Genomic DNA, 21,567 nt, shown 5'->3' on the forward strand with positions numbered 1-21,567 from the left:
GAATTACGGCAAAAATAGACACTTGAAAGGGCAGTGATGTTCGAAAGGTTTACGGACCGAGCACGTCGCGTTGTCGTCCTGGCACAGGATGAGGCACGCGAGCTCAATCACAATTACATCGGCACGGAGCACATCCTGCTCGGCCTGATTAGTGAAGGCGACGGTGTGGCTGCCAAGGCGCTCGAGTCCATGGGTATTTCCCTGGATGCTGTGCGCTCTGAGGTAGTCGACATTATTGGTCGTGGCTCCCAGCCGCCGAGCGGGCACGTGCCATTTACCCCGCGTGCAAAGAAGGTGCTGGAGTACTCTCTGCGCGAGGCACTACAGCTGGGGCACAAGTACATCGGTACTGAGCACCTGCTGCTCGGCCTGATTCGCGAGGGCGAGGGTGTTGCCGCTCAGGTCCTGGTTAAGCTCGGCGCTGACCTGCCGCGCGTACGCCAGCAGGTTATTCAGCTGCTCAGCGGTTTCCAGGGCGATGAGTCCGATGGTTCTCCGGAGCAGCGTCCGGTCGGCGCTACTTCCGGCGCTCGTGTGCAGGAGGGAAACCACCAGTCCGGTTCGCTGGTGCTCGATCAGTTCGGTCGTAACCTGACCGTGGCTGCACGTGAGGGCAAGCTGGATCCGGTTATTGGCCGTGAGAAGGAAATCGAGCGCATTATGCAGGTTCTTTCTCGCCGTACCAAGAACAACCCTGTTCTGATTGGTGAGCCGGGCGTTGGTAAGACCGCCGTTGTGGAAGGGCTCGCGCTGGACATCGTCAACGGTCGTGTGCCGGAGACGCTGAAGGATAAGCAGCTTTACTCCCTCGACCTGGGTTCCCTGGTTGCGGGCTCCCGTTACCGCGGTGACTTCGAGGAGCGTCTGAAGAAGGTGCTCAAGGAGATTAACCAGCGCGGTGACATCATCCTGTTTATTGACGAGATTCACACGCTGGTCGGTGCCGGTGCCGCAGAGGGCGCAATTGATGCGGCCTCGATTCTGAAGCCGAAGCTGGCTCGCGGTGAGCTGCAGACCATCGGTGCTACCACTTTGGATGAGTATCGTAAGCACATCGAGAAGGACGCCGCTCTTGAGCGTCGTTTCCAGCCGGTGAACGTGCCGGAGCCGAGCGTGGATCTCACTATTGAGATTCTGCGTGGTGTCCGCGATAAGTACGAGGCTCACCACCGCGTATCCATCTCGGACAAGGCACTGGTTGCCGCCGCTACTCTCTCGGATCGCTACATCAACGACCGCTTCCTGCCGGATAAGGCTGTTGACCTTATTGATGAGGCCGGTGCTCGTATGCGTATCAAGCGTATGACTGCCCCGGCTGACCTGCAGGAGATTGACTCCAAGATTGCCGATGTGCGCCGCCAGAAGGAAGCCGCCATCGACGAGCAGGACTTCGAGAAGGCAGCTGGTCTGCGCGACAAGGAGCGCAAGCTGGGCGAAGAGCGCCGCGAGCGCGAGAAGAAGTGGCGTGCGGGCGAGTCCGACACCATCGCTGAGATTGGCGAGGAGCAGATTGCGGAGGTCCTGGCTTCCTGGACTGGAATTCCGGTGTTCAAGCTCACTGAGGAAGAGTCCTCGCGTCTGCTGCGCATGGAGGATGAGCTGCACAAGCGCATCATCGGTCAGGAAGAGGCCGTCAGTGCTGTCTCCCGCGCTATTCGTCGTACCCGCGCTGGTCTGAAGGACCCGAAGCGTCCGTCCGGTTCGTTCATCTTCGCCGGTCCGTCCGGTGTTGGTAAGACCGAGCTGTCGAAGGCCCTGGCCGAGTTCCTCTTTGGTGAGGAAGACGCACTCATTCAGATTGATATGGGTGAGTTCCACGACCGATTCACCGCTTCGCGTCTCTTCGGTGCTCCTCCCGGATACGTCGGCTACGAAGAGGGCGGCCAGCTCACCGAGAAGGTGCGCCGCAAGCCGTTCTCCGTCGTGCTTTTCGACGAGATTGAGAAGGCCCACAAGGAGATTTACAACACCTTGCTGCAGGTCCTGGAAGACGGTCGTCTGACTGACTCGCAGGGTCGAGTGGTGGACTTCAAGAACACGGTTCTGATCTTCACCTCGAACCTGGGTACCAGCGACATTTCCAAGGCTGTTGGTATGGGCTTCTCGGGTGTCGGCGAGGCCGATGAAGATGGCAAGTACGAGCGGATGAAGGACAAGGTCCACGACGAGCTGAAGAAGCACTTCCGTCCGGAGTTCCTGAACCGTATCGACGAGATTGTGGTCTTCAAGCAGCTGAGCCAGGCTGAGATTGTCCAGATGGTCGATCTCATGCTGGCCCGCGTCAGCGACCAGCTCGACGAGAAGCGCATCACCATGGAGATTTCCGACCGCGCCAAGAACCTGCTGGCCAAGCGTGGCTTTGATCCAGTGCTCGGTGCCCGTCCGCTGCGTCGCACGATCCAGCGCGAGATTGAGGATCAGCTCTCCGAGAAGATTCTCTACGGTGAGGTTGGTCTCGGCGAGACCGTCTTCATCGATGTCGAAGGCTGGGATGGCGAGTCCAAGGACGTCGACAAGGCGAAGTTTACCTTCACCAACAAGGGCAAGGCCGGTAACGTCGATGCCGACGGCGGTGCTCTGGATGACTCCGAGGAAGGCAAGGACGTTCTCGGCAGCGCTGGTACCAGCGAGCCCGATATCATCACCCCGGATGTACTGGGTGACGGCGGCTCCACCGCCGCTGAAACCGACCTAGAGTCCGGTTCGGACTCCGATGACGACGGCCACAACCCGCCACCGGCTGGTGCGGGTGCTGGCCAGCCACTCTAAGAGGTTTAGCCGCTAGCAGTACCAACGAACACTGCCGCCCCAGTTCCGATTCCATTATGGGAGGAACTGGGGCGGCAGTGTGTCTATATGCGGTCTTTCCTAAAAGCGCGGAGAGTTGTAGTTCTACTTGGCCACGCCGAGGTCGACCAATGCTTTCTTTGCCACTTCGGGGTCATCATTTTTGATCATGTACTCAACGATTCCCTGATCATCTGGGAGGATTTCCGCAACTGTGATGAGGGACTCCACTCGCTGCGCCTTGAATGTGGAACCGCGCGTTGATTCTGCCGGAATCTCAACGGCATCCAAGACAGGCTTGCCGTCACGAACGGCGGCGGTGGCGGCAGGGTCATCGGTGAAGACTACGTAACCAACGTCGGGTGCCTTCGTAGTATCCACGGAACAGTTGGTACCCATTGCCTGTGGGGCAGGGGCGTTATCCGCACCGTAGTAGCTAAACACCACTTCATAGTCTGTGCAGGCCCGCACGAAACTAGCAATCGGTTCGGGTGCGTGGTCGGCAGGGGTGAGGCCGCCAGCGGTATCCCCACCAGTGGCACCGGTAGCGCCACCGTTGGAAGCGCCGGAATCGGCAGGTGCTTCAGCGGCGGACTGTGCGGGAGCAGCGGACTCGTCTGACTTGTCACTAAAGAGCGCGTCTTTAGCCGCAACGTAGGCAATCGCTAGCACTACGATGCCCGCTATCACTAAGGGGAGGAGTAATAGCTGCTTCTTTACACTGAGACCTTTCGATGCGCCGCTGGCCTGAACACCTGTCGTGCCCGCACTGGAGTTTGACCTGGAGGTAGCAGTCGTATTTGCCGGAGATGCTCCAGTTTCTAGTAACGAGCCATGCTTGATGTAATGGCGATAGCCATTTTCCGCAATAGCCAGGTTTTGCTCGATGTGTGATGTGTCTTCTGCCCCATTAAATCGGTCGGGCGAACCCGGGTATGCAAGTCGAATCATTATTCAGTCCACCACCGTGAATCAATGTCGGAATACAGGGAGCGCATCGACTCTGCAAGCTCTTCCAAACTATTGCGATTGAGACGGTGCTTGTTTTCTTTCCATCGCTCAAAAAGCTCCGTCGACGACACTGCACGCGAGGCCTCCGTTCGTGCCTCTCGGCCTGCGGTCAGGGCCCACTGGGCGGCAAATTGCACACGTTTCGCAGCTTTTTCTGTGAAACCGCTCCACACCTTATATGTGTTGTAGAGCTGGGCCACGACGGCCCAGCCACCCTTGTAAGGCAGAACTGTGACGTTGCCCAGGTTGTCAAGTTCAAGGAACTCAAAATGAGATGGATCCTTCTTATCGGCGGTCACGAGGATCCTGCGGTTGGTGACAAACGCGGCACCGTCCACCCCGCTAGCTTTCGTGGCGGCGGCTTCCAGCACAATCTCGTCGACACCAAGGCCTTCTGCAACGGCTGCGGCGGCAGCGTGCACAATCTCGGAATCGCCAGCACGCTTAAGCGCAGCACCGAGATCTGGCCGGTCTGTCAATGCAATTTGGGATCCTGTCATGCACACGAGACTAACAACACATCAAAAACTGTGACTGGGTGTGCTGAATTATGGCGTAGATCATTCCCCAGCATAGGGGTGATGGATGGGGCACCGCGGAACCGCGCCAGAAACCTCGGTACGTTGTGTGGATATGAGCTCAACGTTCACGCCAGCAAAGTTTGATGATACTTGGATTTACCGCCTTACAAAGTTCCCATGGCCGGAACCGGCGCCGAGCAAAGATGAGGTGCGCCGCCACTCTTGGGCAATGGTGTACAAGAGCAATAAGGCGTTTGCGACCCCGCTAGGGGTTGAGGCCATCAACGCAAGGGCGGCCAAGTACTACAAAACTTCTCTCGAGCAAAACTGGGGGGTCACTGGTGCACAGGAAGCGTATCAGGTTATTGATGCTCTGCTCGAAGGTGGCCAGCACGTGGAAGATGACCTGGTTTTACCCCTCGCATACGCCGTGAAGGACGTCCCCGAGCGCGAGCTAGATGTGGAAGTGGAGGAAAAGGTCGAGTTCCTCAAAGACTTCTTTATTGCCCAAGGCGCGGATCCGCGTCGTGGAGAACGTAAGTTCCGCTACCTCGTAAGGATGTTGCGCTCGGAGGGCTTTGCCAAAGCAGCGGCCCCGGCACTGCCCGCCACTACTCGCGCATGGGACATAATCCGTGTTCACAACGTTGGTGGCCCGGCAACGGAGCTGGGGTGGATCTCTCCAGAAGAGTTCCTTCAGATTTCAGACAAGGCCGTGGCGGTGCTGCAGCGCTACTTCGTGTCGTGGGCTGACGTAGCCGCAAGTTTCTGGTGGGGTCGAATGATTTGGGCGAGTGATGGTGAGCCCGACGTCACCGCTGCGATGAAGGATCAATCGCAACGGCTCACCGAGCTGCTCGCACACAGTGATTCGCCTTGGGTGCGCGTGCCCTTGCACGACATCCAGGCCGAGGAGCCATTCGCATCCTTGGGTGGTTTGCACTAACTAGCTGTCGTCATTGTTCGGCACGCTGTGGCGGTGGCCGGTTTCATGAGCTCACTAGGGGCGGTCACAAATAACGGATTGAGGCATCTATGGCGCAGGGACGGCGAGTTCAATGACATCTGCAAGGCGAAGTTATCTTCACCAATATGAGGCAAGGTCGGTAACGTTGATGCCGATGAGCGGTGCCTTGGCCGATTCTGAGGAAGATGACGGGCGTTCTCGGCAGTGCTGACGGTATCCTGAGCGTTTGTATCTGGCGACATCAAAGGTACTGCCAATCAAGATACTGCCGAGGCAGAGACCGAATCTGATAACTCCGAGGGAGAGAACTAAATGGGGATTCAATTTCGCAAGAAGCAGAACCTGGACAAGGACACGTGGCTGAACTACTCGGGTTCGGGAGTCTCTGGTTCTAAGCGTATCGGTCCAGTGACCATTAACAGCCGTGGCGGTTACACCGTCCGACTGGGCAAAGGCTTGACCTTCCGTGGTCGCTGGAAGAAAAAGTAGCTGTATTTGCTAGATGGAGGAAAGTGGCGAATGTCGCCGCTAGTACCCCATTTTCTGATTCACCCACGCAAGCATCTCTTCGTGAGTGAGCACGTAGGCAAGGCCGTGCGTCCCATCACCGAGGTCAGTGTCGACCTCCACGTAGGTGATGTCGGCGCCGGCCTTTTGCCATTTCTGCACAAGTTCGCGTGCCGACGTCACGGGTAACACATCATCCAATGCGTTATGGGTAACGAACACGGGCATACTGGGAGTCTTTGTGCCCAGAGCCTGTTCGTCCACGTGGCGTCGAACGACGGGGGAGAGCTCGGGCGAGCGCAGATTCTCCGCTATCCCCAAGTCATTGGCAGTAAATGCCTTGGTGTCATTGCGAGGCCAACGTTCGACAGTGGCGCCAATGCATTCATCGGCGGTGAGCTTCAGGAAGTCCTGCCCCAGTGGGCTGAGCATGCGCTCGATTGGTTCTTTGGACTCTGGGTACTCTGCAATCAAGCCGTTCATGAAGTAACCGACGAGTCCCGCCAGCGCCGAGCCGCGAATATGCAGCGCAGTGTCGGTGAGATCGGCCGGAATAGCCCCGGCGTAGACAGCGCGGATGTTCAGCTCCGAGGCGTACTCATCGGCTAGCTCGGCGGCTGCAGCGGTGGCACCTCCGCCTTGTGAGTAGCCGAAGAGCGCAATGGGAGTATCTGCAGGTAGTTGTAAAGCTTCAATAGTCGCTCGTGCCATATCGAGCGTGTTATTCCCGGCAATCTCACGGTTGAGATACGGATGTACCCCGGGCGTGCCGAGCCCCTGGTAATCCACGATGGCAACATTCCATCCCTGTGCCAGCAGCTGAGGTGCCGGAGGCGTCGGAGGTGCTTCGTAGCGCAGCGCAACCGAACTCGCGCAGTTATCGGCCATCCCGAGAGTCCCCGGCGCAATCACCGCCAGAGGCCGTGGGGACTTCTCCGACCAGCGGGCATAGGGCTGCAATACGGTACCAGATACTGCTGTTTGGCGGTGGTCGCGTGCACCTGTGGAGGAAAACACGACCCGCTGTGCGCGTGCGGGCGCATTGACCGGAAATGGTGTCTGCGTAATTACCTGCCCCGGAGGCAATCGCTTCACCGCAGAAGAGTCAGAATCCGAGGAGTCGAAGTCAATCGCACCTAGACCATCCAACGCTGAGCAACCACTAATCACACCCGCGCTAGCGCCAATCAGAGAAATTCCGAGCACCATGCTCAGCGCAATTCTGCGCTTACTAGCCCCAAAGAGACAGCGTTGGCGCTGAGATCGATGGAGCGAGGCATTCATGCTCCTAATTCTAGGCAACGCACTTGTCCGAATCTGGTCTTTACCGGAGCATTGCCTCGGCTTTAACGGGGCAACTGGAAGCGGCCATCGGGAGTTTGCTCCGCAAGCCCGTCGTCAAGCAGGGAAAACAGTGCGCGGGAACGCTGATGTGCATCATCCCAGACCGCATCGAGAGCGGCCTGTTCGATGGGGGAGTCGGCGGCGCGGAGCACGTCGAGAAGCAAGCCCCGGACTTGGCGGTCGGTGCCTTCGAACTTCTGCACGCGTCGTTTAGCAGCGGCGATCTCATGGTCTTCGGGTTCGGGGCGACCGGCGGCAATCCAGGCGCAACTGGTGGCGATGGGGCAGGCCTCGCACTCGGGTGTCGTTCGGCAGACGGTAGCGCCGAGTTCCATGAGCGCGACGGAAGTCTCGGCCGCAGTCGTGGGGTCGAGTGGTAGCAACTCTTCGACGAGCGCCATGTCGGCGCGTTTGGCGATGCCGGGAAGGTACGTGCCCTGGCGGTGTCGCCGGAGTACGCGGCGCACGTTGATGTCCACCACCGGCGTGCGCGCGCCAAAAGCAAACGCCGCTACCGCCCGAGCGGTGTAGTCTCCTACCCCCGGAAGGGCTAACAGCGTGTCCACGTCACTCGGCACTTCGCCGTCGTGCCTTTCGACGATCTTTTCTGCGCATTCACGCAGCCGGAGTGCACGTCGGGGATAGCCGAGTTTTCCCCACATACGCAGGACTTCATCTTTGGGGGCGACTGCCAGATCGGCTGGGGTGGGCCATTTTTCCAGCCAGGCGCGCCACGAGGGGATGACGCGGGCGACGGGAGTCTGTTGACTCATCACTTCGCTGACGAGCACAGCCCATGGTGAAGTGCCTTCTTCACGCCAGGGAAGTGGCCGCATATTGGCGCGATACCAATCACGTAAGGCGGCATCGACGTGTTCGTCGAAGTCGTCGGATTGGTTAATTGCAGAGGTCAATCTACATTCTCGCTTTCCCATAAACAGCGGAGTCGTTGCACAATATAGCTATGAGCAATTCTGAGAGGACTCCTGAGAGTGTATGGCAATCGATGGTGCGCGGAAACCTCCGCTTCTGTGAGAGCAAGACTGCGCATCCCCGTCAGGACTTGGTTCGTCGTAAGCAGCTGACGCAGGGGCAGAAGCCGAAGGCCGTTGTGCTGGCTTGCTCGGATTCCCGTGCTCCGGTGGAGATTATCTTCGATCAGGGTCTGGGCGATGTATTTGTGATTCGTACTGCCGGTGAGATTACTGACCTGTCGGTGCTGGCTTCGCTGGAGTTCGCAGTTGATGGTCTGGGAGTTCCGCTGGTGATTGTTCTCGGCCACGAGTCCTGCGGCGCTGTGGCTGCGGCGAAGAATGCACTGGACGGTGGCGAACTGCCGGGTGGTTTCCAGCGTGTGCTGATTGAGAAAGTTACCCCGTCGCTGTTGGCGGCTCGCAAAGATGGCGAGACGGAAATCGACGAATTTGAGCGGCGCCACGTGCGCGAGATTGTTAATCACATTATTGATCGCTCGCCAGAGATTTCATCGCGCTTGGTGACCGGCGAGGTGGGCGTTGTCGGTATGCGGTACCGCTTGGAGGACGGACGCGCTGAGACCGTCGTTACCCATGGAGTCAGCGAGAACCCGCTAACCTAAATGTGTGACCAATAAGCTGCCTCCAGAAATCTACCGGCGTCGGCGTATCGCCGCGGCGGTGTTGCTCGTTATCATCCTCGTTCTCCTGGGCTGGGGTATTTCCGCACTGGTAAACCGGGACAGCGAGGATTCTGAACCGGTGAATGTCACCAGGGATGACGGGAAAGAGGTGACCCCTCCGGAACAGCCCAAGGAACCTTACGCGCCTAAGTCTGACAAGGACTCGACGAAGGACAAGTCTGACAAGGATGCCAAGACTGACGCTAAGGAAGGCGAGGATTCCGCGAAGGATGACGCTCAAGCGGCGCTTGCGAACAAAAAGGACTGTAGCCTTGCAGACCTGCAGGTGACAGCCACCTCGGATCAGCCGAACTACGGCGATGAGCAGCCGACTCTGGCAATTACCGTCCACAATCCCACCGGCGGTGAATGCCGCGTGAACCTCGATGAGCAGCAGTTGCGCTTCGAGGTGTACGACCTGGCAACGTACGAGCGCGTCTGGTCGGATGTGGACTGCAATGACTCCGAAGGCCACGGTGAACTGGTATTGGCACCGGGCGAGGAAGTCAACTATGCCGCCACCTGGTCGCGCCTGACCTCGGCGCCGAACAAGTGCTCCGAAGAAGACCGCGTCCCAGCGCCCTCCGGGTCGTACATCTTCTACGGCGTGATTGGTGACAACAACTCTGACGCCTACACGTTCAACATGCGCTAGCGCTTAGTCCCTAACCCAAGCTCAATGGCCTCGGCAACGGTGCCTGCTTCCAGCAGCCGCATCCCCGCCGGGCCTTTTGCGCCTCTGGGCACAATTGCCGTGTCGAAGCCCATTCGATGAGCTTCCTTAAGCCGCCACTCCAAATCGGTCACTCGGCGCACTTCGCCGGCCAACCCCAGTTCGCCGAGTGCAATGGTTTTATCCTGGAAGGTCCGCTTAGTCATGGATGAGGCCAGTGCCAGCGCGATTGCCAGGTCCGCGGCAGGCTCCGACAGCGTCATACCGCCGACGGTGGACACGTACATCTCCATGCGGGCCAACTGCTTGAAGTTTCCATGTTCAGTCAGCACGGCCGCGACCATCGGCACGCGGCGAGGGTCGAGGCCAGAGACATTGCGTCGCGGGTTGTGCGCCTCGGTATTGATTACCAGGCCCTGCACCTCCGCCAGCAGCGGTCTGCGGCCATCCATGGCCACGGTAATTGCAGTTCCCGAGGTCGGCGTTCGATGATGCAAAAACAGCCCCGAGGGATCCTCAACTTCCGCAATGCCGCCCGCGGTCTGCTCGAAGCAGCCCACTTCATCAGTGCTTCCGAAACGGTTTTTCAGGCCGCGTAAGAAGCGTAGCCCCGAATGCCTATCGCCCTCGAAATTGAGCACCACATCAACCAGGTGTTCCATTGTGCGCGGGCCGGCCACATTGCCGTCCTTGGTCACGTGCCCTACCAGGAAAATCGCAGTTCCGGTCTCCTTTGCCAGCGCCGCCAGCGCAGAGGTTACGGCGCGAGCCTGGGCAACGCCACCGCGAGCACCTTCGACGTCGGCACGCATCGTCTGCACAGAGTCCACAATGAGCAGACCGGGGGAGAGCTCCAGCGTCAGGTCGATGACGTCCTCGATATTCGACACCGCCGACAGGTACAGAGAGTCCGACAGTGCACCAGTGCGCTCGGCACGCAGCCGCACCTGGCCGACCGATTCCTCACCGGTGACGTAAAGCGTCGGCCCCAAATCGCCGTCCGCGCAGCGGTAGGCCACTTCAAGTAGCAGCGTCGACTTACCAACTCCCGGCTCGCCCGCCAAGAGCACCAACGAACCCGGCACAATACCGGAACCGAGCACTCGATCCAGCTCACCGATGCCCGTGCGCACCGCGTGCGCAGCCTTGGCGGAAATCCCCGTAATCGCGGTCAACTCGGAAGATGAAGTGGGGATTCGATCTGTTGCGGATGTCTCGGCGAGGAAACGTTCCTCCGCCTCGTCGTCAAGCGCGCGCTGTGCTAGACGCTGGCTTTCAGCTGCGACGGAAGTGGAAGATGCTTTACGACGACCACCCCGCGCGCCGGGCTCCGTTGCGGCAGTGCTACGGCGACGTTGCTTGGCTGCCCGCGCGGCAATTTTGTCCTCCAGCGTGGAGGCGGACTTCCCACCGCTGGAGCGGATAGTGACCTTCTCTAGCGTGCCCCACTCTTTGCAGTTGGGACATTGGCCGACCCATTTCGACACCTGCCAGCCGCATGCTGAGCATTCGTAGGCTTCGTCTTTGGTCTTGGCCACGGTGCAACCACCTTTGCTTCAAGAGAGGGGACACGACAGACTCCACAACGTGTGTTGTGCGGTATGCGGTGAATGTCGCGAGAAAATTCACCCCAGATACGCGAGAGCGGGCCAGGGCAGTGTCAATGACTTGTGTCAAGGATGACTGTACTGCCGTGACCCGTATCAAGCGACCAATCGCCCATGCCCGCTCGATGAAGCGCCTCGCGTTATTTGCGGGACAGGACTGCGCTGTACCAGCGCCTAAAAGTGCGCTGCGCGCGAACAGCGCAGGAACACCACTGTGCTGCGATTACTTGGATTCAATCATGCCGTCAGCACCGCGGTTCGGTGCACCAGCTTCCAGAATGTCAGCGGAGATGGTGATGTCCAGGTCGTAGGTGTTGGTCTGGCCCTGCGGGTCAGTGAACTCGAAGGTGGCCTCGCGGTTCTGGCCAGCAGCGCTGCTCTTGTCGCCAACCAGGGTGCTCGGGTCCAGCTCATTGGTGTAGTACGCGATGCAGCCGGTGTTGTCCTTGGCGGTCTTAGCCAGCGGATCGATGACGGACTTCGGGCCGGCAACAATCTGGCACTCACGCGGCAGGGAGTCCTCGCCCTTTGCAGCCTTAGCGAAGGAAGGTGTCTCAGCGACCTTCTTCAGCTCAACCTCGCCGATACCCTCAACGGTGACGGACTTCAGCGTGTAGACCGACTCGGTAGCGCGCTGCTGGTTGCTGGCGGAGAACTTCAGGCCAGCGGTACCAGCCTCCGGGTCAACCAAGATGTGAGCGTCGCGGATGTTGACGAAGCCAAGAGCCGAGTTGGTGTTCTCAGCACCCTTGCCGGCAGCATCTTCGCCGCCGTTCATCGCACCGTCTACAGCCGGGTGCTGATTTGCGGTCTGCGAAATCTGACCGGCGCCACAAGCAGCAAGTGCAACTGCGGATGCTGCGGAGACGGTGATGAGGGCGCTGCGGCGAAGTACGGACTTGAAGGCCATGACTAGATTTCCTCCAGTAGATTGAGGATGGGCGATAGGATTTTCAGTATTTAAAGAACACCTTAGTGTCTTCCTAAGATGTTCTCATACTACCCGTAAAATCATGGGGGGACATGATAGGGTGGAAGGCCGTTGGAAAGGGCGTGTGCATTACATGGAATTCAGCATTGGCGATACCGTAGTTTATCCGCACCACGGAGCTGCGAAAATCGAAAACATCATTGAACGAGAGCTTAACGGTGAGACCGTTCAGTACCTCGTACTGCAGATTCTGCAGAGTGATCTGAATATCCAGGTGCCCGCCAAGAATGCCGAGCTGGTCGGTGTCCGCGACGTTGTCGGTGAAGAGGGTCTGCTGAAGGTCTTCTCCGTTCTGCGTGAGACCGACGTGGAAGAGGCCGGCAACTGGTCCCGTCGCTACAAGGCCAACCAGGAGCGCCTGGGTTCGGGCGACATTAACAAGGTCGCTGAGGTAGTTCGTGACCTGTGGCGCCGTGATCAGGATCGCGGTCTGTCCGCCGGCGAAAAGCGTATGTTGAGCAAGGCTCGCCAGGTTCTCGTCGGTGAGCTCGCGCTTGCCGACGGCGTTGATGAGGCCAAGGTCGAGGAAGTTTTTGCCCGCGTCGATGCCACTATCGAGCGTCACCGCGCGCTGGCACAGGAAGGTGCCGCTGGTGAGAAGAAGGATGAAGCCGACGATAAGCCGGTGGACCTGGACGCAGACGCATAAGTCGTCTCCCTTCCCCGGTTCCTTCCAGTAGGGATTTTCTGCACTTTTCCGGGTAACGGCTAGCGCACACACATTGCCCGTGTGCGCTAGCCGTTTTCTCTTTTTCACCCGTATCTATTTCCCCGCTATGCTCGGGGCTGTGACTTTTCAAATCTTCGATACCGCAACCCGCCAACTGAAGGATTTTGAGCCTCTCCGCGAGGGGCATGCCTCCATTTACCTGTGCGGTGCGACTCCGCAGGCTCAGCCGCACATTGGCCATGTTCGCTCTGGCGTGGCCTTTGATATCTTGCGCCGTTGGCTGATTGCCAAGGGGTATGACGTCGCGTTTGTGCGTAACGTCACCGATATCGATGACAAGATCTTGAATAAGGCCGCCGAGCACGGCCGCCCTTGGTGGGAGTGGGTCTCCCGCTTTGAGCGCGAGTTTACCTGGGCCTACAACCAGCTCGGTGTTCTTCCGCCGAGCGTTGAGCCGCGTGCCACCGGACATGTCACTCAGATGGTGGAGTATATGCAGCGTCTGATGGATAACGGCTTCGCCTACGCTGTCGATGGCAGTGTCTATTTCGACGTGGACGCCTGGTCCAAGGCTGAAGGTAGTGACTACGGTAGCCTGTCCGGCAACCGCGTCGACGAGATGGAGCAGGGCGAGACCAATACTCCGGGCAAGCGCGGTGCGCACGATTTCGCACTGTGGAAGGCTGCCAAGCCGGGCGAGCCCTCGTGGCCGACGCCGTGGGGCAATGGCCGTCCGGGCTGGCACCTGGAGTGCTCCGCCATGGCCACCTACTACTTGGGCTCGGAGTTCGACATCCACTGTGGCGGCCTCGACCTGCAGTTCCCGCATCATGAAAACGAGATTGCGCAGTCGCACGCAGCCGGCGACGGCTTTGCCCGCTACTGGATGCACAACCACTGGGTCACAATGGCCGGCGAAAAAATGTCGAAGTCGCTCGGCAACGTGTTGTCCGTGCCGCATATCTTGACCATGGTTCGTCCGGTTGAGCTGCGTTACTACCTCGGTAGTGCGCACTACCGCTCCGTGCTGGAGTACTCCGAGGAGGCTCTGCAGGAAGCGGCAGCGGGCTACCGTCGTATCGAGGCGTTTATGCACCGTGCCGTCGATAAGCTCGGCGATATCGAAATCGGTGAGTGGACGCCGGCGTTCGAAGCAGCGCTCGACGATGACCTCGCCGTCCCACGCGCGCTCGCGGAAATCCACAACGCTGTTCGCGGAGGTAATCAGGCGCTTGCCGACGGCGACGAGACCAAGGCCAAGGAGATTGCCGGTGCTGTCCGCGCTATGGCCGCAGTCCTTGGGTTCGATCCGCTGAATGAGCAGTGGGCAACCTCCGATTCCGGTTCCGATGCGGCAATGCATGCGCTCGGTGTGCTGGTTGAGCACCAGTTGGAGGAGCGCACCCGGGCTCGTGCAGAGAAGGACTGGGCTACGGCTGATGCTGTGCGCGACCGTCTGAAGGAAGCGGGTATCGAGGTAACTGATACCGCTGATGGTCCGGCATGGTCTGTCGCTGACTAAAGCTGAAAAGCTGGCTTTAGGCTATAGAAAACTATTAACTACAGAAAGCAGGTAGCTATGGCAGGCAACGGTCGTCGTGGCGCAGTGCGCAAGGCAAGCAAGAAGAACGTCGGCGGCTCCGGCGGCCAGAAGCGCGGCTTGCGTGGCAAGGGGCCGACCCCGAAGGCAGAGGACCGCGTTTATCACGCAGCTCATAAGCGGGCGAATGAGAAGCGACGCCGTGACTCTGGGCGTCATGAGCGCAAGGGAGATGGCTCCGAGCTGGTAGTTGGCCGTAACCCGGTCGTGGAATGCCTGCATGCGAAGGTGCCAGCGGCAGCGCTGATTGTGGCGTTGGGCACCGACAATGACGAGCGCCTGCAGGAGTCAGTGCGTATTGCTAACTCCCGTGGTATCCCGATTCGCGAGGTGCCCCGCCACGAGCTGGACACCATGACCGGCAACACCATGCACCAGGGCATCGGTCTGCAAATTCCGCCATACAAGTACTCGTCTGTCGAAGATCTGATTGATTCGGTGGCCAAGACCGGGGAGCCGGGTCTTATCGTCTGCCTGGATAACATCACCGACCCTCGTAACCTGGGTGCGGTCATTCGCTCGGTGGCGGCCTTTGGCGGCCACGGTGTGGTGATTCCGGAGCGTCGCTCGGCCGCTATTACGGGCGTGGCCTGGCGTACCTCGGCTGGTACTGCTGCACGTCTGCCAGTTGCACGGGCGACAAACATGGTGCGCTCGCTCAAGCAGTTCCAGAAGGCTGGCTATCAGGTCGTTGGACTGGATGCCGGTGGCGACCACACTCTGGACACTTACGACGGCACCACCCCGGTGGTCGTGGTCGTCGGCTCCGAGGGGAAGGGCCTTTCGCGCCTGGTGCGCGATACCTGTGACACCATCATGTCCATTCCGATGACCGGTTGGGTGGAGTCGCTCAATGCTTCCGTTGCTGCCGGTGTGACTCTGAGTGAGTTTGCCCGCCAGCGCCGGGCAAAGAGTAGTCAGTAGCGCATTTGATACCCCCGGAGGCGCCATTATCAATTCGTTATAGTAATAGCGTTTACGTGGGGTATTTTGGGTTCTAAATTGCGGCCGGTACTTATGGCTACCCCCAGTAGTTCAGCGCTTTAAAGATAATTCTATTTCCGGCGTGCGCTGCAGAAATAACAGCGTTATTATCACTTCCAACAGAAAATTATCCGTAGTTTCCCGAAGGGGAGGGCGGGCAAATCATGCTCCTAGAAATAGGGGCGTAATTGGCCGTAGTTTAGGGAAGCGCACGGACCTAGCGGTGGCTTGTACAGCTAGCTTTGGGTCACTGAGATGTCAGACCACGACATCCTCAGCGTTAGTTTTTCTGTCTGCCGGGGCAACCCATTTCGGCAGTCTCGCAGTCTTAAAAAGAGCTGGGGGTATTGGAGTCTGCTTTTAGAGAATCCAGCAAAAATACGGGCAGCCCCTCGGTGGCGAGAGGGAAGGTGCGCACCTTCTCCGCAATCGTCACTCGAGGGGCTGCCCGATGTTTTTGTTGTTTTAAAAGCCACTCCGAAAAGCGTATGTGTCTATTTGCTCCATTTGGCAGCCTGGACGTCGTCACGCGTTGCCTTGCGCGATTGCACCGTTCCGATGGCGTAGCAGATCAGGTAGATGACAAACGCGATTGTCGTCACTAGAACGCTGACCGGGATGCCCGGTGCGAGTGAGAGAACAATGCCGCCGACGGCCGCGACCTCGGCGAAGATGGTCGACAGGATGATGGCCTTTACAGGAGAGGCGGTGACGAATGCGGCCGCAGCACCAGGGGTGATGATGAGGGCGATGACGAGCAGAGAGCCGACAATCTGTACGCCCTGGGCGGCGACGAGACCGGTGAGAATCGCGAAGTAAATCGATAGCGCCTTCACGTTGACACCACAGGCGGCGGCCATGATGGGGTCGGCGGAGGCGAATAGAAGCGGCCGCCATTTCCAGGCAACGCCGCCGACGACGATGACCGCGACGATGGCCATCGTCCATAGAGAAGTGTCAGTCAGACCAATGATTTGGCCGGTGAGAAGTGAAAACGCGGTACTTGTCCGGCCGGGGTAGAGGTGGATAAACAGCACCGATAAGCCCATGCCGAAGCTCAAGACCACGCCCACGACCGCATCTTGGCGCCCTCGAAGCGACAGTGCCGCCAGGACTATTGCGATGAGCACCGAACCGATAATGGCACCGCTGCTGACACTGACACCAAGTAGTAGGGCCGCGGATGCACCCATAAGTGCCAGCTCGCTGGTGCCGTGGACCGTGAAACTCATCTGTCGCATGACAATCAGTGGCGAAATGATGCCGGAGATTAGCCCGAGTAGAGCTGCCGCGATGAGAGCATTGTGGACGAACCCGACTTGGAGCAGAGCAGCGGTGTCGGAGAAATACTGAGTCAGTAGGGTCATTAGACGATAACCAGCTTTCCCTCGACACGGGCAACCGCAATGTTGGTTTGGTAGAGCTCCGAGAGCGTCTCTGAAGTGATGATTTCCTCGACCGATCCGACCGCATGTCCATGCGGCGTCAGGTAGAGCACCCGGTCACAGACGCCCAGGATGGGGTTGATGTCGTGGGTGACGAAGACGACTGCCGTGTCGTTTTCCCTGCGATGCCGGTCCAGGCGCTCGACCGTGGTCCGTTGCGCCGCAGGGTCGAGGGAGAGCAGAGGCTCGTCGCAAAGCAAAAAATCCGGCGCCGAAACGAGCGCCTGCGCCTGACGGACAAGCTGTTGCTGACCGCCAGAGAGCGTGCCGACGCGACGGTCCGCAATACCGCCCGCGCCGACAAAGCCCAGCATTTCGTCGGTGGCGGAGCGGTTCTTGCCGGCCGCCAGCTCGACGAGGTCGCGAACCCGAATGGGCAGTGAGGGCTCGAACATCCGCTGCTGTGGAATGTAGCCCAGGTTTCCGTCGACTTTTACTGAACCGTGAGTCAGCCGGCGCATGCCAAGGGCAGTGGTCAGCAGCGTGGATTTGCCGACGCCATTGGGGCCCAGGATGGCCAAGAACTCGCCAGGTTCGATATTCAAACTGAGACCGGACCACAGCGGCTCGACGGCTGCGTCAGTAAAAGTCAGTGAGGGCAAAGCTATGCGGACTCCATATCGGAAAGGGTTTGCTTGTAGAGGTCAAAGAACGACTGGTCAGCGCTCGGCGACTCAAAAACATCGACGATTTTAACGCCCTTTGCCTTGGCTGCCTCGACGAGTCGCTGCGAGACCTGGTCGTGGGTCTGCGGTGCGTCGATGAGATAGTCCAGCTCGCCGGACTCAATCAGCTTCAGCATTTCATTGACATCGCTTGCCGACGGCTCGGACTCATTCAGCGTGGACTGACGGTAGCCCTTCGGGGTGATGTCCTCGACCTTCGTGTCCTTCAGGATGTCATCGGCCAGCGGGTGAACCTGAGCAACCTTAGCGGCCTTGAGCTTGCTCTTGGCCTCTTCGATGTCCTTGATTTCCTTATCGACGGCCTTGGTGTCGGCCTTGGCGCCCAGCTTGGTCAGAGCTTCGGCGAGCTGCTCTGCAGTTTCTTCAACCGCATCGGTGTCGTACCAGACGTGCTCGTTGGCTTCGCCGTCATGGTGGTGATGCTCGTGGCCTTCGTGGTCGTCGTGACCTTCGCCATCATGCTCGTGGCCTTCATGGTCGTGATCGTGGCCCTCGTGATCATGGTCGTGACCCTCATGGTCGTGGTCGTGACCTTCGTGATCATGGTCGTCGTGGCCCTCGTGATCATGGTCATGTTCGTGGTCATGGCCTTCTTCCTGCGGCAGCGCAGAGATGATGACCTTGTCCTTTGCGTCACGCAGAGAGGAGGTCAGCCATGCGTCGTAATGCCCGCCACCTGCGACGAGAATATCGGCGTCCTCTACCTTTGCCATGTCGCCTGCGGCCGGTTCGTAGGAGTGAGGGTCGATGTCGTTGGACGCGATAATCGGGTCGATGGAGACCTTCTCGTCGTCGGTGACTGCGTCGGCGACGTCTGCCCAGACCTTGGTGGAGGTGACCACCTTAATGGTGTCTTCGGACTTGCCCGCGGACGTAGCGCTGTCATCATTGCTGGAGCATGCGCCGAGACCTGCGACGAGGCCGGCGCTGGCGACTAGCGCCGCGATGCGCGTGGAAAAGCGTGCCTTCATATATGTATCCAATCCTGTTGCGGGCTGAATTATTCCTTTTATTCAGCTCCTGAGCATTAACCGCTATTGAAAACAGTTGTCTTTTAGTTCAAAGAACATAGTAGGGGCTGCGGAGACCCAGTCACAAGGCGGGCCTCTGCCGGAGTGGCCGAAATGACAGTCGCGCACATTCGTTGGGTAAAGTTGTCCGCGATTAGATGCGTGTGATGCTCGTTGTAGTTCTTTTCCATAGAATCGAGTTTTTCTACCTGAGGTAGCTGGACGAAGATATCTGAGCGGGCAGTCGCTGTTGGTTTTTCAAGAAGGGTCGGTATTCCGTGCAAAGTCGGCGTCGTCGTGGCACCTTGGCTTCCATCGCTGCAGAACTTGGGGTCTCGCGCACGACTGTGTCTAACGCTTACAACCGTCCTGACCAGCTCTCGGAGAAGTTGCGGGAACACATCCTGGAAACTGCGGAGCGCCTTGGCTATCCGGGGCCGGACCCAATGGCTCGCGGTTTGCGCATGCGCCGGGTCGGTGCCATCGGCGTGCTGTTCACCGAGCATCTCCCGTTCGCTTTCGAAGATCCCGCCTCAGTCGATTTCCTTGCTGGCCTGGCAGAGGAGCTCGGCGAAATGGGCGACTCCATGTTGGTCATCCCAGCTTCCTCCGAGGAGGGCGGGGACGTAGATCTCAATCTGATTCGGCAAGCGGTGGTCGACGGTTTCGTGGTCTACTCCGTCGCGGACAACGACCCGTTCCTCGCTGCCGTGCGCGCCCGTGGCTTGCCGACGGTCGTGTGTGACCAGCCTGCAGATGCGGTGGCTCTACCGTTTGTGGGCATCGATGACCGTGAGGCCATCAAGCCCGCGGTGCGACACCTGACTGAACTGGGACATCGCAAGGTGGGAATCTTGTCAGTGCGATTGTCGCGTACCCCGAACTCGGGATATGTCACGGAGAAGCGGCTGGCAGAAGCTCATCACCAGGTGCAGAAGAACCGCGTCGAAGGTGCGCTGGAAGCGCTTGCCGAGGCCGGTATTCAGCAGGCAGATGTGCCTATCATCGAGCGTCACCTCAATGACCGCGAGAATAACCGCGATGCGGCTCGCCAGCTGCTGACCGACAACCCGGATCTCACGGCGGTGGTCTGTACCACGGATACTCAGGCAATTGCGGTCTTGGAATATGCCAAGGAGAACGGAATTCGTGTTCCTGAGGACCTATCCATCACCGGCTTTGACGGAATTGAGCGCGCCCTCTTCCACAAGCTGACCACCGTGATTCAGCCGAATAGGCAGAAGGGCATCGCCGTCGGTCGCGCGCTCGCCGAGGAACTTGAGGCTGCACACGAGGACAGTGGTCGCGCTCCTCGAGTCTTGCTGGAAACTGAGTTCGTCGTTGGATCGACAACGGCAGCGCCGCCGGCACCGTCAGCCAGGTAGTGGGCTGCTGCGGTTATAACATCGTGGCATTATCGGAGGTTCTTGGGGTAGTAAACCCCACCTCGTCTTTACTGTGTTCGGATTCAGATTAAGGTCTATTACATGACAGACTCAACAAATTCGAGCACCGACCGATTAGCTGCGGCTCCCAATAGTCCGGAAGCCACCCGCGACGACCATGTCGAACTTGGCGGCCCCGTCGAATTGGATGAAATGTCTATCCGTGGCGCGATGAGTGAGTTCACCACAGGCGTGACCATTATCGCCACCGAGGATGAAGGCGAAGCGTACGGTTTCGCCTGCCAGTCTTTTTCCTCGCTGAGTCTCACTCCACCGATGGTTCTGTTTACTGTCATGAAGACCTCGCGGTCCTGGCCGCATATACGGAACGCTGGACGCTTCTCCGTCAATGTGTTGGCCGAGGATCAGGAGGATATCTCGGCAGCCTTCGGCCGCAGTAATGGCGAAAAGTTCAAGACGGGGAAGTGGACCCGTTCTGAGCTGGGCAATCCACTACTGCACGGCTGCTCCGTGTGGATTGATTGCACCGTCGTTGATGTTTACGAAGGCGGCGATCACTGGATTGTGACGGCGGATATCGTGGCTATCGGCAAGCGTGAAGAAATCAATCCGCTCATTTACCACCGCGGTTCTTACGCACGGGTTTCTCACCCCGGCACCGATGCGCCTGTTGATCAGAAGTGGCGTCAGCGCCCCTCGGTGTAACCCGAGGTTGTCGCAGTCCAGCCACGGCGATCCTCGCCTGGCTTGGTGTCTTTCATCTCTCGCATGCGCAGACCATTGTTGTCCTGCGTGTAGACGAATTCGCCCGCAACAATCTTGTGGAAACGCTCCGAATAGGTCTGCGCCTGGTCTGAGCAGTCCAAACTGCGAGTCTGCTCCGGGGTACCGAATTCGACCGCCTCGCCCTTCCACTGCAGCGAACCAGAGCCGTTGCCACAGGAATCAGCGAAGGTATATGTTGTCTGCCCCAACGTAATAGTCGGCGCCTGAGTTCCGTCCGGCACACCGTGGGGCAGGTTTGGGTCATCAAAGATCGCGGTTACCTGCCATTGCTTGCCGACGATCTCCGCTGCCGGCTTTGCCTGGCATGCGGTAGCCGTCATGGACACTGCCGCAACGACAGCTACTGCGGCAACCGCCTTTTTCCCGCTCAGACCCATGCTGCGTGACCCCGTTAGTTAGCTGCCTTCTTGGTTGTCTTCTTAGTAGCCTTCTTCGTCGTCTTCTTAGCGGCCTTCTTGGCAGCCTTCTTCGCCGTCTTACGAGTGGTCTTCTTTGCAGCCTTCTTGGTCGACTTCTTCGCAGTCTTCTTAGTGGACTTGCGTGTGCGCTTTGCGGTCTTCGGAGCGTTTTCCTTCTCGTACTCCTCGTGAACCTTCTTGAAGCTCAGGCCTTCCTTCTCCACTCCGAGCATGCACATCAGAGTGACGGCATCGTAGAAGTCCTCGGCGAAGGTAGCCACAATTCGCCGTGCGCCAGCAGCGGTCTTTTCTTCGACCTTGTGAAGAGCCTCGTTCTGAGCAGTGCGAGTGTCTGTGACCTTCGGTGGCACGAATCCTCCTGGCAAGCATGGCCTTAATTGCGCCCGATACACCTACTTCTGCCAGCCATCTCGCCACATGCTCCCGGCACTGAGCTCAACCGAGTTCAGCGGAGAAGGAATGGGATTGTGATGACGCAGTTTCAGCTTTAAGCGCT

Annotated in this window: 21 protein-coding genes; 10 read left to right on the top strand and 11 right to left on the bottom strand. The window is 58.8% G+C overall.

The window, feature by feature from the left end:
* The first annotated feature begins 36 nt into the window (after window positions 1–36).
* Window positions 37–2,769: an ATP-dependent Clp protease ATP-binding subunit gene (locus tag HMPREF2787_RS08295; protein WP_070603934.1), complete on the top strand. Its 2,733-nt coding sequence runs from the start codon at window positions 37–39 to the stop codon at window positions 2,767–2,769.
* A 123-nt stretch (window positions 2,770–2,892) separates the two neighbouring features.
* Here HMPREF2787_RS08295 and HMPREF2787_RS08300 read toward each other — a convergent pair whose 3' ends face one another.
* Window positions 2,893–3,477 carry a hypothetical protein gene (locus tag HMPREF2787_RS08300; protein ID WP_246822269.1) on the bottom strand — a complete coding sequence of 195 codons (585 nt, stop codon included), beginning with the start codon at window positions 3,475–3,477 and terminating at the stop codon, window positions 2,893–2,895.
* 260 nt (window positions 3,478–3,737) lie between these two features.
* A complete protein-coding gene (locus tag HMPREF2787_RS08305; RefSeq protein ID WP_070603936.1) occupies window positions 3,738–4,298 on the bottom strand; it encodes a hypothetical protein in 561 nt (186 codons plus the stop codon).
* 133 nt (window positions 4,299–4,431) lie between these two features.
* Between HMPREF2787_RS08305 and HMPREF2787_RS08310 the strand changes: the two genes are divergently transcribed.
* Both HMPREF2787_RS08310 and HMPREF2787_RS11095 read left to right on the top strand, forming a co-directional pair.
* Complete coding sequence (locus HMPREF2787_RS08310) at window positions 4,432–5,265, top strand: DUF1266 domain-containing protein (RefSeq protein ID WP_070603937.1); 834 nt, start codon at window positions 4,432–4,434, stop codon at window positions 5,263–5,265.
* A 333-nt stretch (window positions 5,266–5,598) separates the two neighbouring features.
* The gene (locus HMPREF2787_RS11095; protein WP_005510144.1) at window positions 5,599–5,775 is read left to right on the top strand and encodes a hypothetical protein; all 177 of its coding nucleotides are present in this window, start codon (window positions 5,599–5,601) and stop codon (window positions 5,773–5,775) included.
* 39 nt (window positions 5,776–5,814) lie between these two features.
* On the opposite strand, the gene HMPREF2787_RS08315 is transcribed toward HMPREF2787_RS11095, so the two are convergent.
* Together HMPREF2787_RS08315 and HMPREF2787_RS08320 are read right to left on the bottom strand one after the other, a co-directional pair.
* Window positions 5,815–7,077 (bottom strand): lipase family protein, encoded by a 1,263-nt coding sequence (locus tag HMPREF2787_RS08315; protein ID WP_246824258.1) that lies wholly within the window; start codon window positions 7,075–7,077, stop codon window positions 5,815–5,817.
* A gap of 62 nt (window positions 7,078–7,139) precedes the next feature.
* Window positions 7,140–8,072, bottom strand: coding sequence for an HhH-GPD family protein (locus HMPREF2787_RS08320; protein WP_070858979.1), 933 nt, complete (start codon window positions 8,070–8,072; stop codon window positions 7,140–7,142).
* A gap of 29 nt (window positions 8,073–8,101) precedes the next feature.
* Here HMPREF2787_RS08320 and HMPREF2787_RS08325 point away from each other — a divergent pair, with 29 nt between their 5' ends.
* Both HMPREF2787_RS08325 and HMPREF2787_RS08330 read left to right on the top strand, forming a co-directional pair.
* Window positions 8,102–8,734 (top strand): carbonic anhydrase, encoded by a 633-nt coding sequence (locus HMPREF2787_RS08325; RefSeq protein WP_042388218.1) that lies wholly within the window; start codon window positions 8,102–8,104, stop codon window positions 8,732–8,734.
* Between the two features lie 4 nt (window positions 8,735–8,738).
* Window positions 8,739–9,449, top strand: coding sequence for a hypothetical protein (locus HMPREF2787_RS08330; RefSeq protein WP_016421452.1), 711 nt, complete (start codon window positions 8,739–8,741; stop codon window positions 9,447–9,449).
* Here the strand turns inward: HMPREF2787_RS08330 and radA are convergent.
* Both radA and HMPREF2787_RS08340 read right to left on the bottom strand, forming a co-directional pair.
* Window positions 9,446–11,005, bottom strand: a complete 1,560-nt coding sequence (gene radA / locus HMPREF2787_RS08335; RefSeq protein WP_070858980.1) for a DNA repair protein RadA — start codon at window positions 11,003–11,005, stop codon at window positions 9,446–9,448. The two genes, HMPREF2787_RS08330 and radA, sit on opposite strands and share 4 nt — an antisense overlap.
* A 292-nt stretch (window positions 11,006–11,297) precedes the next feature.
* Window positions 11,298–11,984, bottom strand: coding sequence for a hypothetical protein (locus HMPREF2787_RS08340; protein WP_070603942.1), 687 nt, complete (start codon window positions 11,982–11,984; stop codon window positions 11,298–11,300).
* Window positions 11,985–12,138: 154 nt separating this feature from the next.
* On the opposite strand from HMPREF2787_RS08340, the gene HMPREF2787_RS08345 reads away from it, so the two are divergent.
* The 3 genes from HMPREF2787_RS08345 (at window position 12,139) to rlmB (ending at window position 15,259) form a co-directional block, all read left to right on the top strand.
* The gene (locus tag HMPREF2787_RS08345; RefSeq protein ID WP_005510159.1) at window positions 12,139–12,714 is read left to right on the top strand and encodes a CarD family transcriptional regulator; all 576 of its coding nucleotides are present in this window, start codon (window positions 12,139–12,141) and stop codon (window positions 12,712–12,714) included.
* A gap of 139 nt (window positions 12,715–12,853) precedes the next feature.
* Window positions 12,854–14,257, top strand: coding sequence for a cysteine--tRNA ligase (gene cysS / locus HMPREF2787_RS08350; protein ID WP_042388940.1), 1,404 nt, complete (start codon window positions 12,854–12,856; stop codon window positions 14,255–14,257).
* A 57-nt stretch (window positions 14,258–14,314) separates the two neighbouring features.
* Window positions 14,315–15,259, top strand: a complete 945-nt coding sequence (rlmB, locus tag HMPREF2787_RS08355) for a 23S rRNA (guanosine(2251)-2'-O)-methyltransferase RlmB (protein ID WP_069358976.1) — start codon at window positions 14,315–14,317, stop codon at window positions 15,257–15,259.
* A gap of 554 nt (window positions 15,260–15,813) precedes the next feature.
* Here the strand turns inward: rlmB and HMPREF2787_RS08360 are convergent.
* From HMPREF2787_RS08360 to HMPREF2787_RS08370, 3 genes are read right to left on the bottom strand one after another with little or no spacing between them, the layout of a single operon-like run.
* Window positions 15,814–16,686, bottom strand: a complete 873-nt coding sequence (locus HMPREF2787_RS08360; protein ID WP_069358975.1) for a metal ABC transporter permease — start codon at window positions 16,684–16,686, stop codon at window positions 15,814–15,816.
* A complete protein-coding gene (locus HMPREF2787_RS08365; protein ID WP_070858981.1) occupies window positions 16,686–17,366 on the bottom strand; it encodes a metal ABC transporter ATP-binding protein in 681 nt (226 codons plus the stop codon). The genes HMPREF2787_RS08360 and HMPREF2787_RS08365 overlap by 1 nt, the downstream gene beginning before the upstream one ends.
* A 2-nt stretch (window positions 17,367–17,368) precedes the next feature.
* Window positions 17,369–18,421, bottom strand: coding sequence for a metal ABC transporter solute-binding protein, Zn/Mn family (locus HMPREF2787_RS08370; protein ID WP_070858982.1), 1,053 nt, complete (start codon window positions 18,419–18,421; stop codon window positions 17,369–17,371).
* A gap of 317 nt (window positions 18,422–18,738) precedes the next feature.
* Here HMPREF2787_RS08370 and HMPREF2787_RS08375 point away from each other — a divergent pair, with 317 nt between their 5' ends.
* Both HMPREF2787_RS08375 and HMPREF2787_RS08380 read left to right on the top strand, forming a co-directional pair.
* Window positions 18,739–19,845, top strand: coding sequence for a LacI family DNA-binding transcriptional regulator (locus HMPREF2787_RS08375; RefSeq protein ID WP_070858983.1), 1,107 nt, complete (start codon window positions 18,739–18,741; stop codon window positions 19,843–19,845).
* 102 nt (window positions 19,846–19,947) lie between these two features.
* On the top strand, window positions 19,948–20,571 hold the full coding sequence (locus HMPREF2787_RS08380) for a flavin reductase family protein (RefSeq protein ID WP_070858984.1): 624 nt from the start codon (window positions 19,948–19,950) through the stop codon (window positions 20,569–20,571).
* On the opposite strand, the gene HMPREF2787_RS08385 is transcribed toward HMPREF2787_RS08380, so the two are convergent.
* Together HMPREF2787_RS08385 and HMPREF2787_RS11100 are read right to left on the bottom strand one after the other, a co-directional pair.
* Window positions 20,553–21,029, bottom strand: coding sequence for an META domain-containing protein (locus HMPREF2787_RS08385; protein ID WP_070858985.1), 477 nt, complete (start codon window positions 21,027–21,029; stop codon window positions 20,553–20,555). The genes HMPREF2787_RS08380 and HMPREF2787_RS08385 overlap by 19 nt on opposite strands.
* Before the next feature lie 14 nt (window positions 21,030–21,043).
* The gene (locus tag HMPREF2787_RS11100; protein WP_070858986.1) at window positions 21,044–21,421 is read right to left on the bottom strand and encodes a hypothetical protein; all 378 of its coding nucleotides are present in this window, start codon (window positions 21,419–21,421) and stop codon (window positions 21,044–21,046) included.
* Between the last annotated feature and the right edge of the window lie 146 nt (window positions 21,422–21,567).

The sequence above is a fragment of the Corynebacterium sp. HMSC061H03 genome (assembly GCF_001838215.1).
In the GTDB taxonomy this organism is placed as follows: Bacteria; Actinomycetota; Actinomycetes; order Mycobacteriales; family Mycobacteriaceae; genus Corynebacterium; species Corynebacterium jeikeium_D.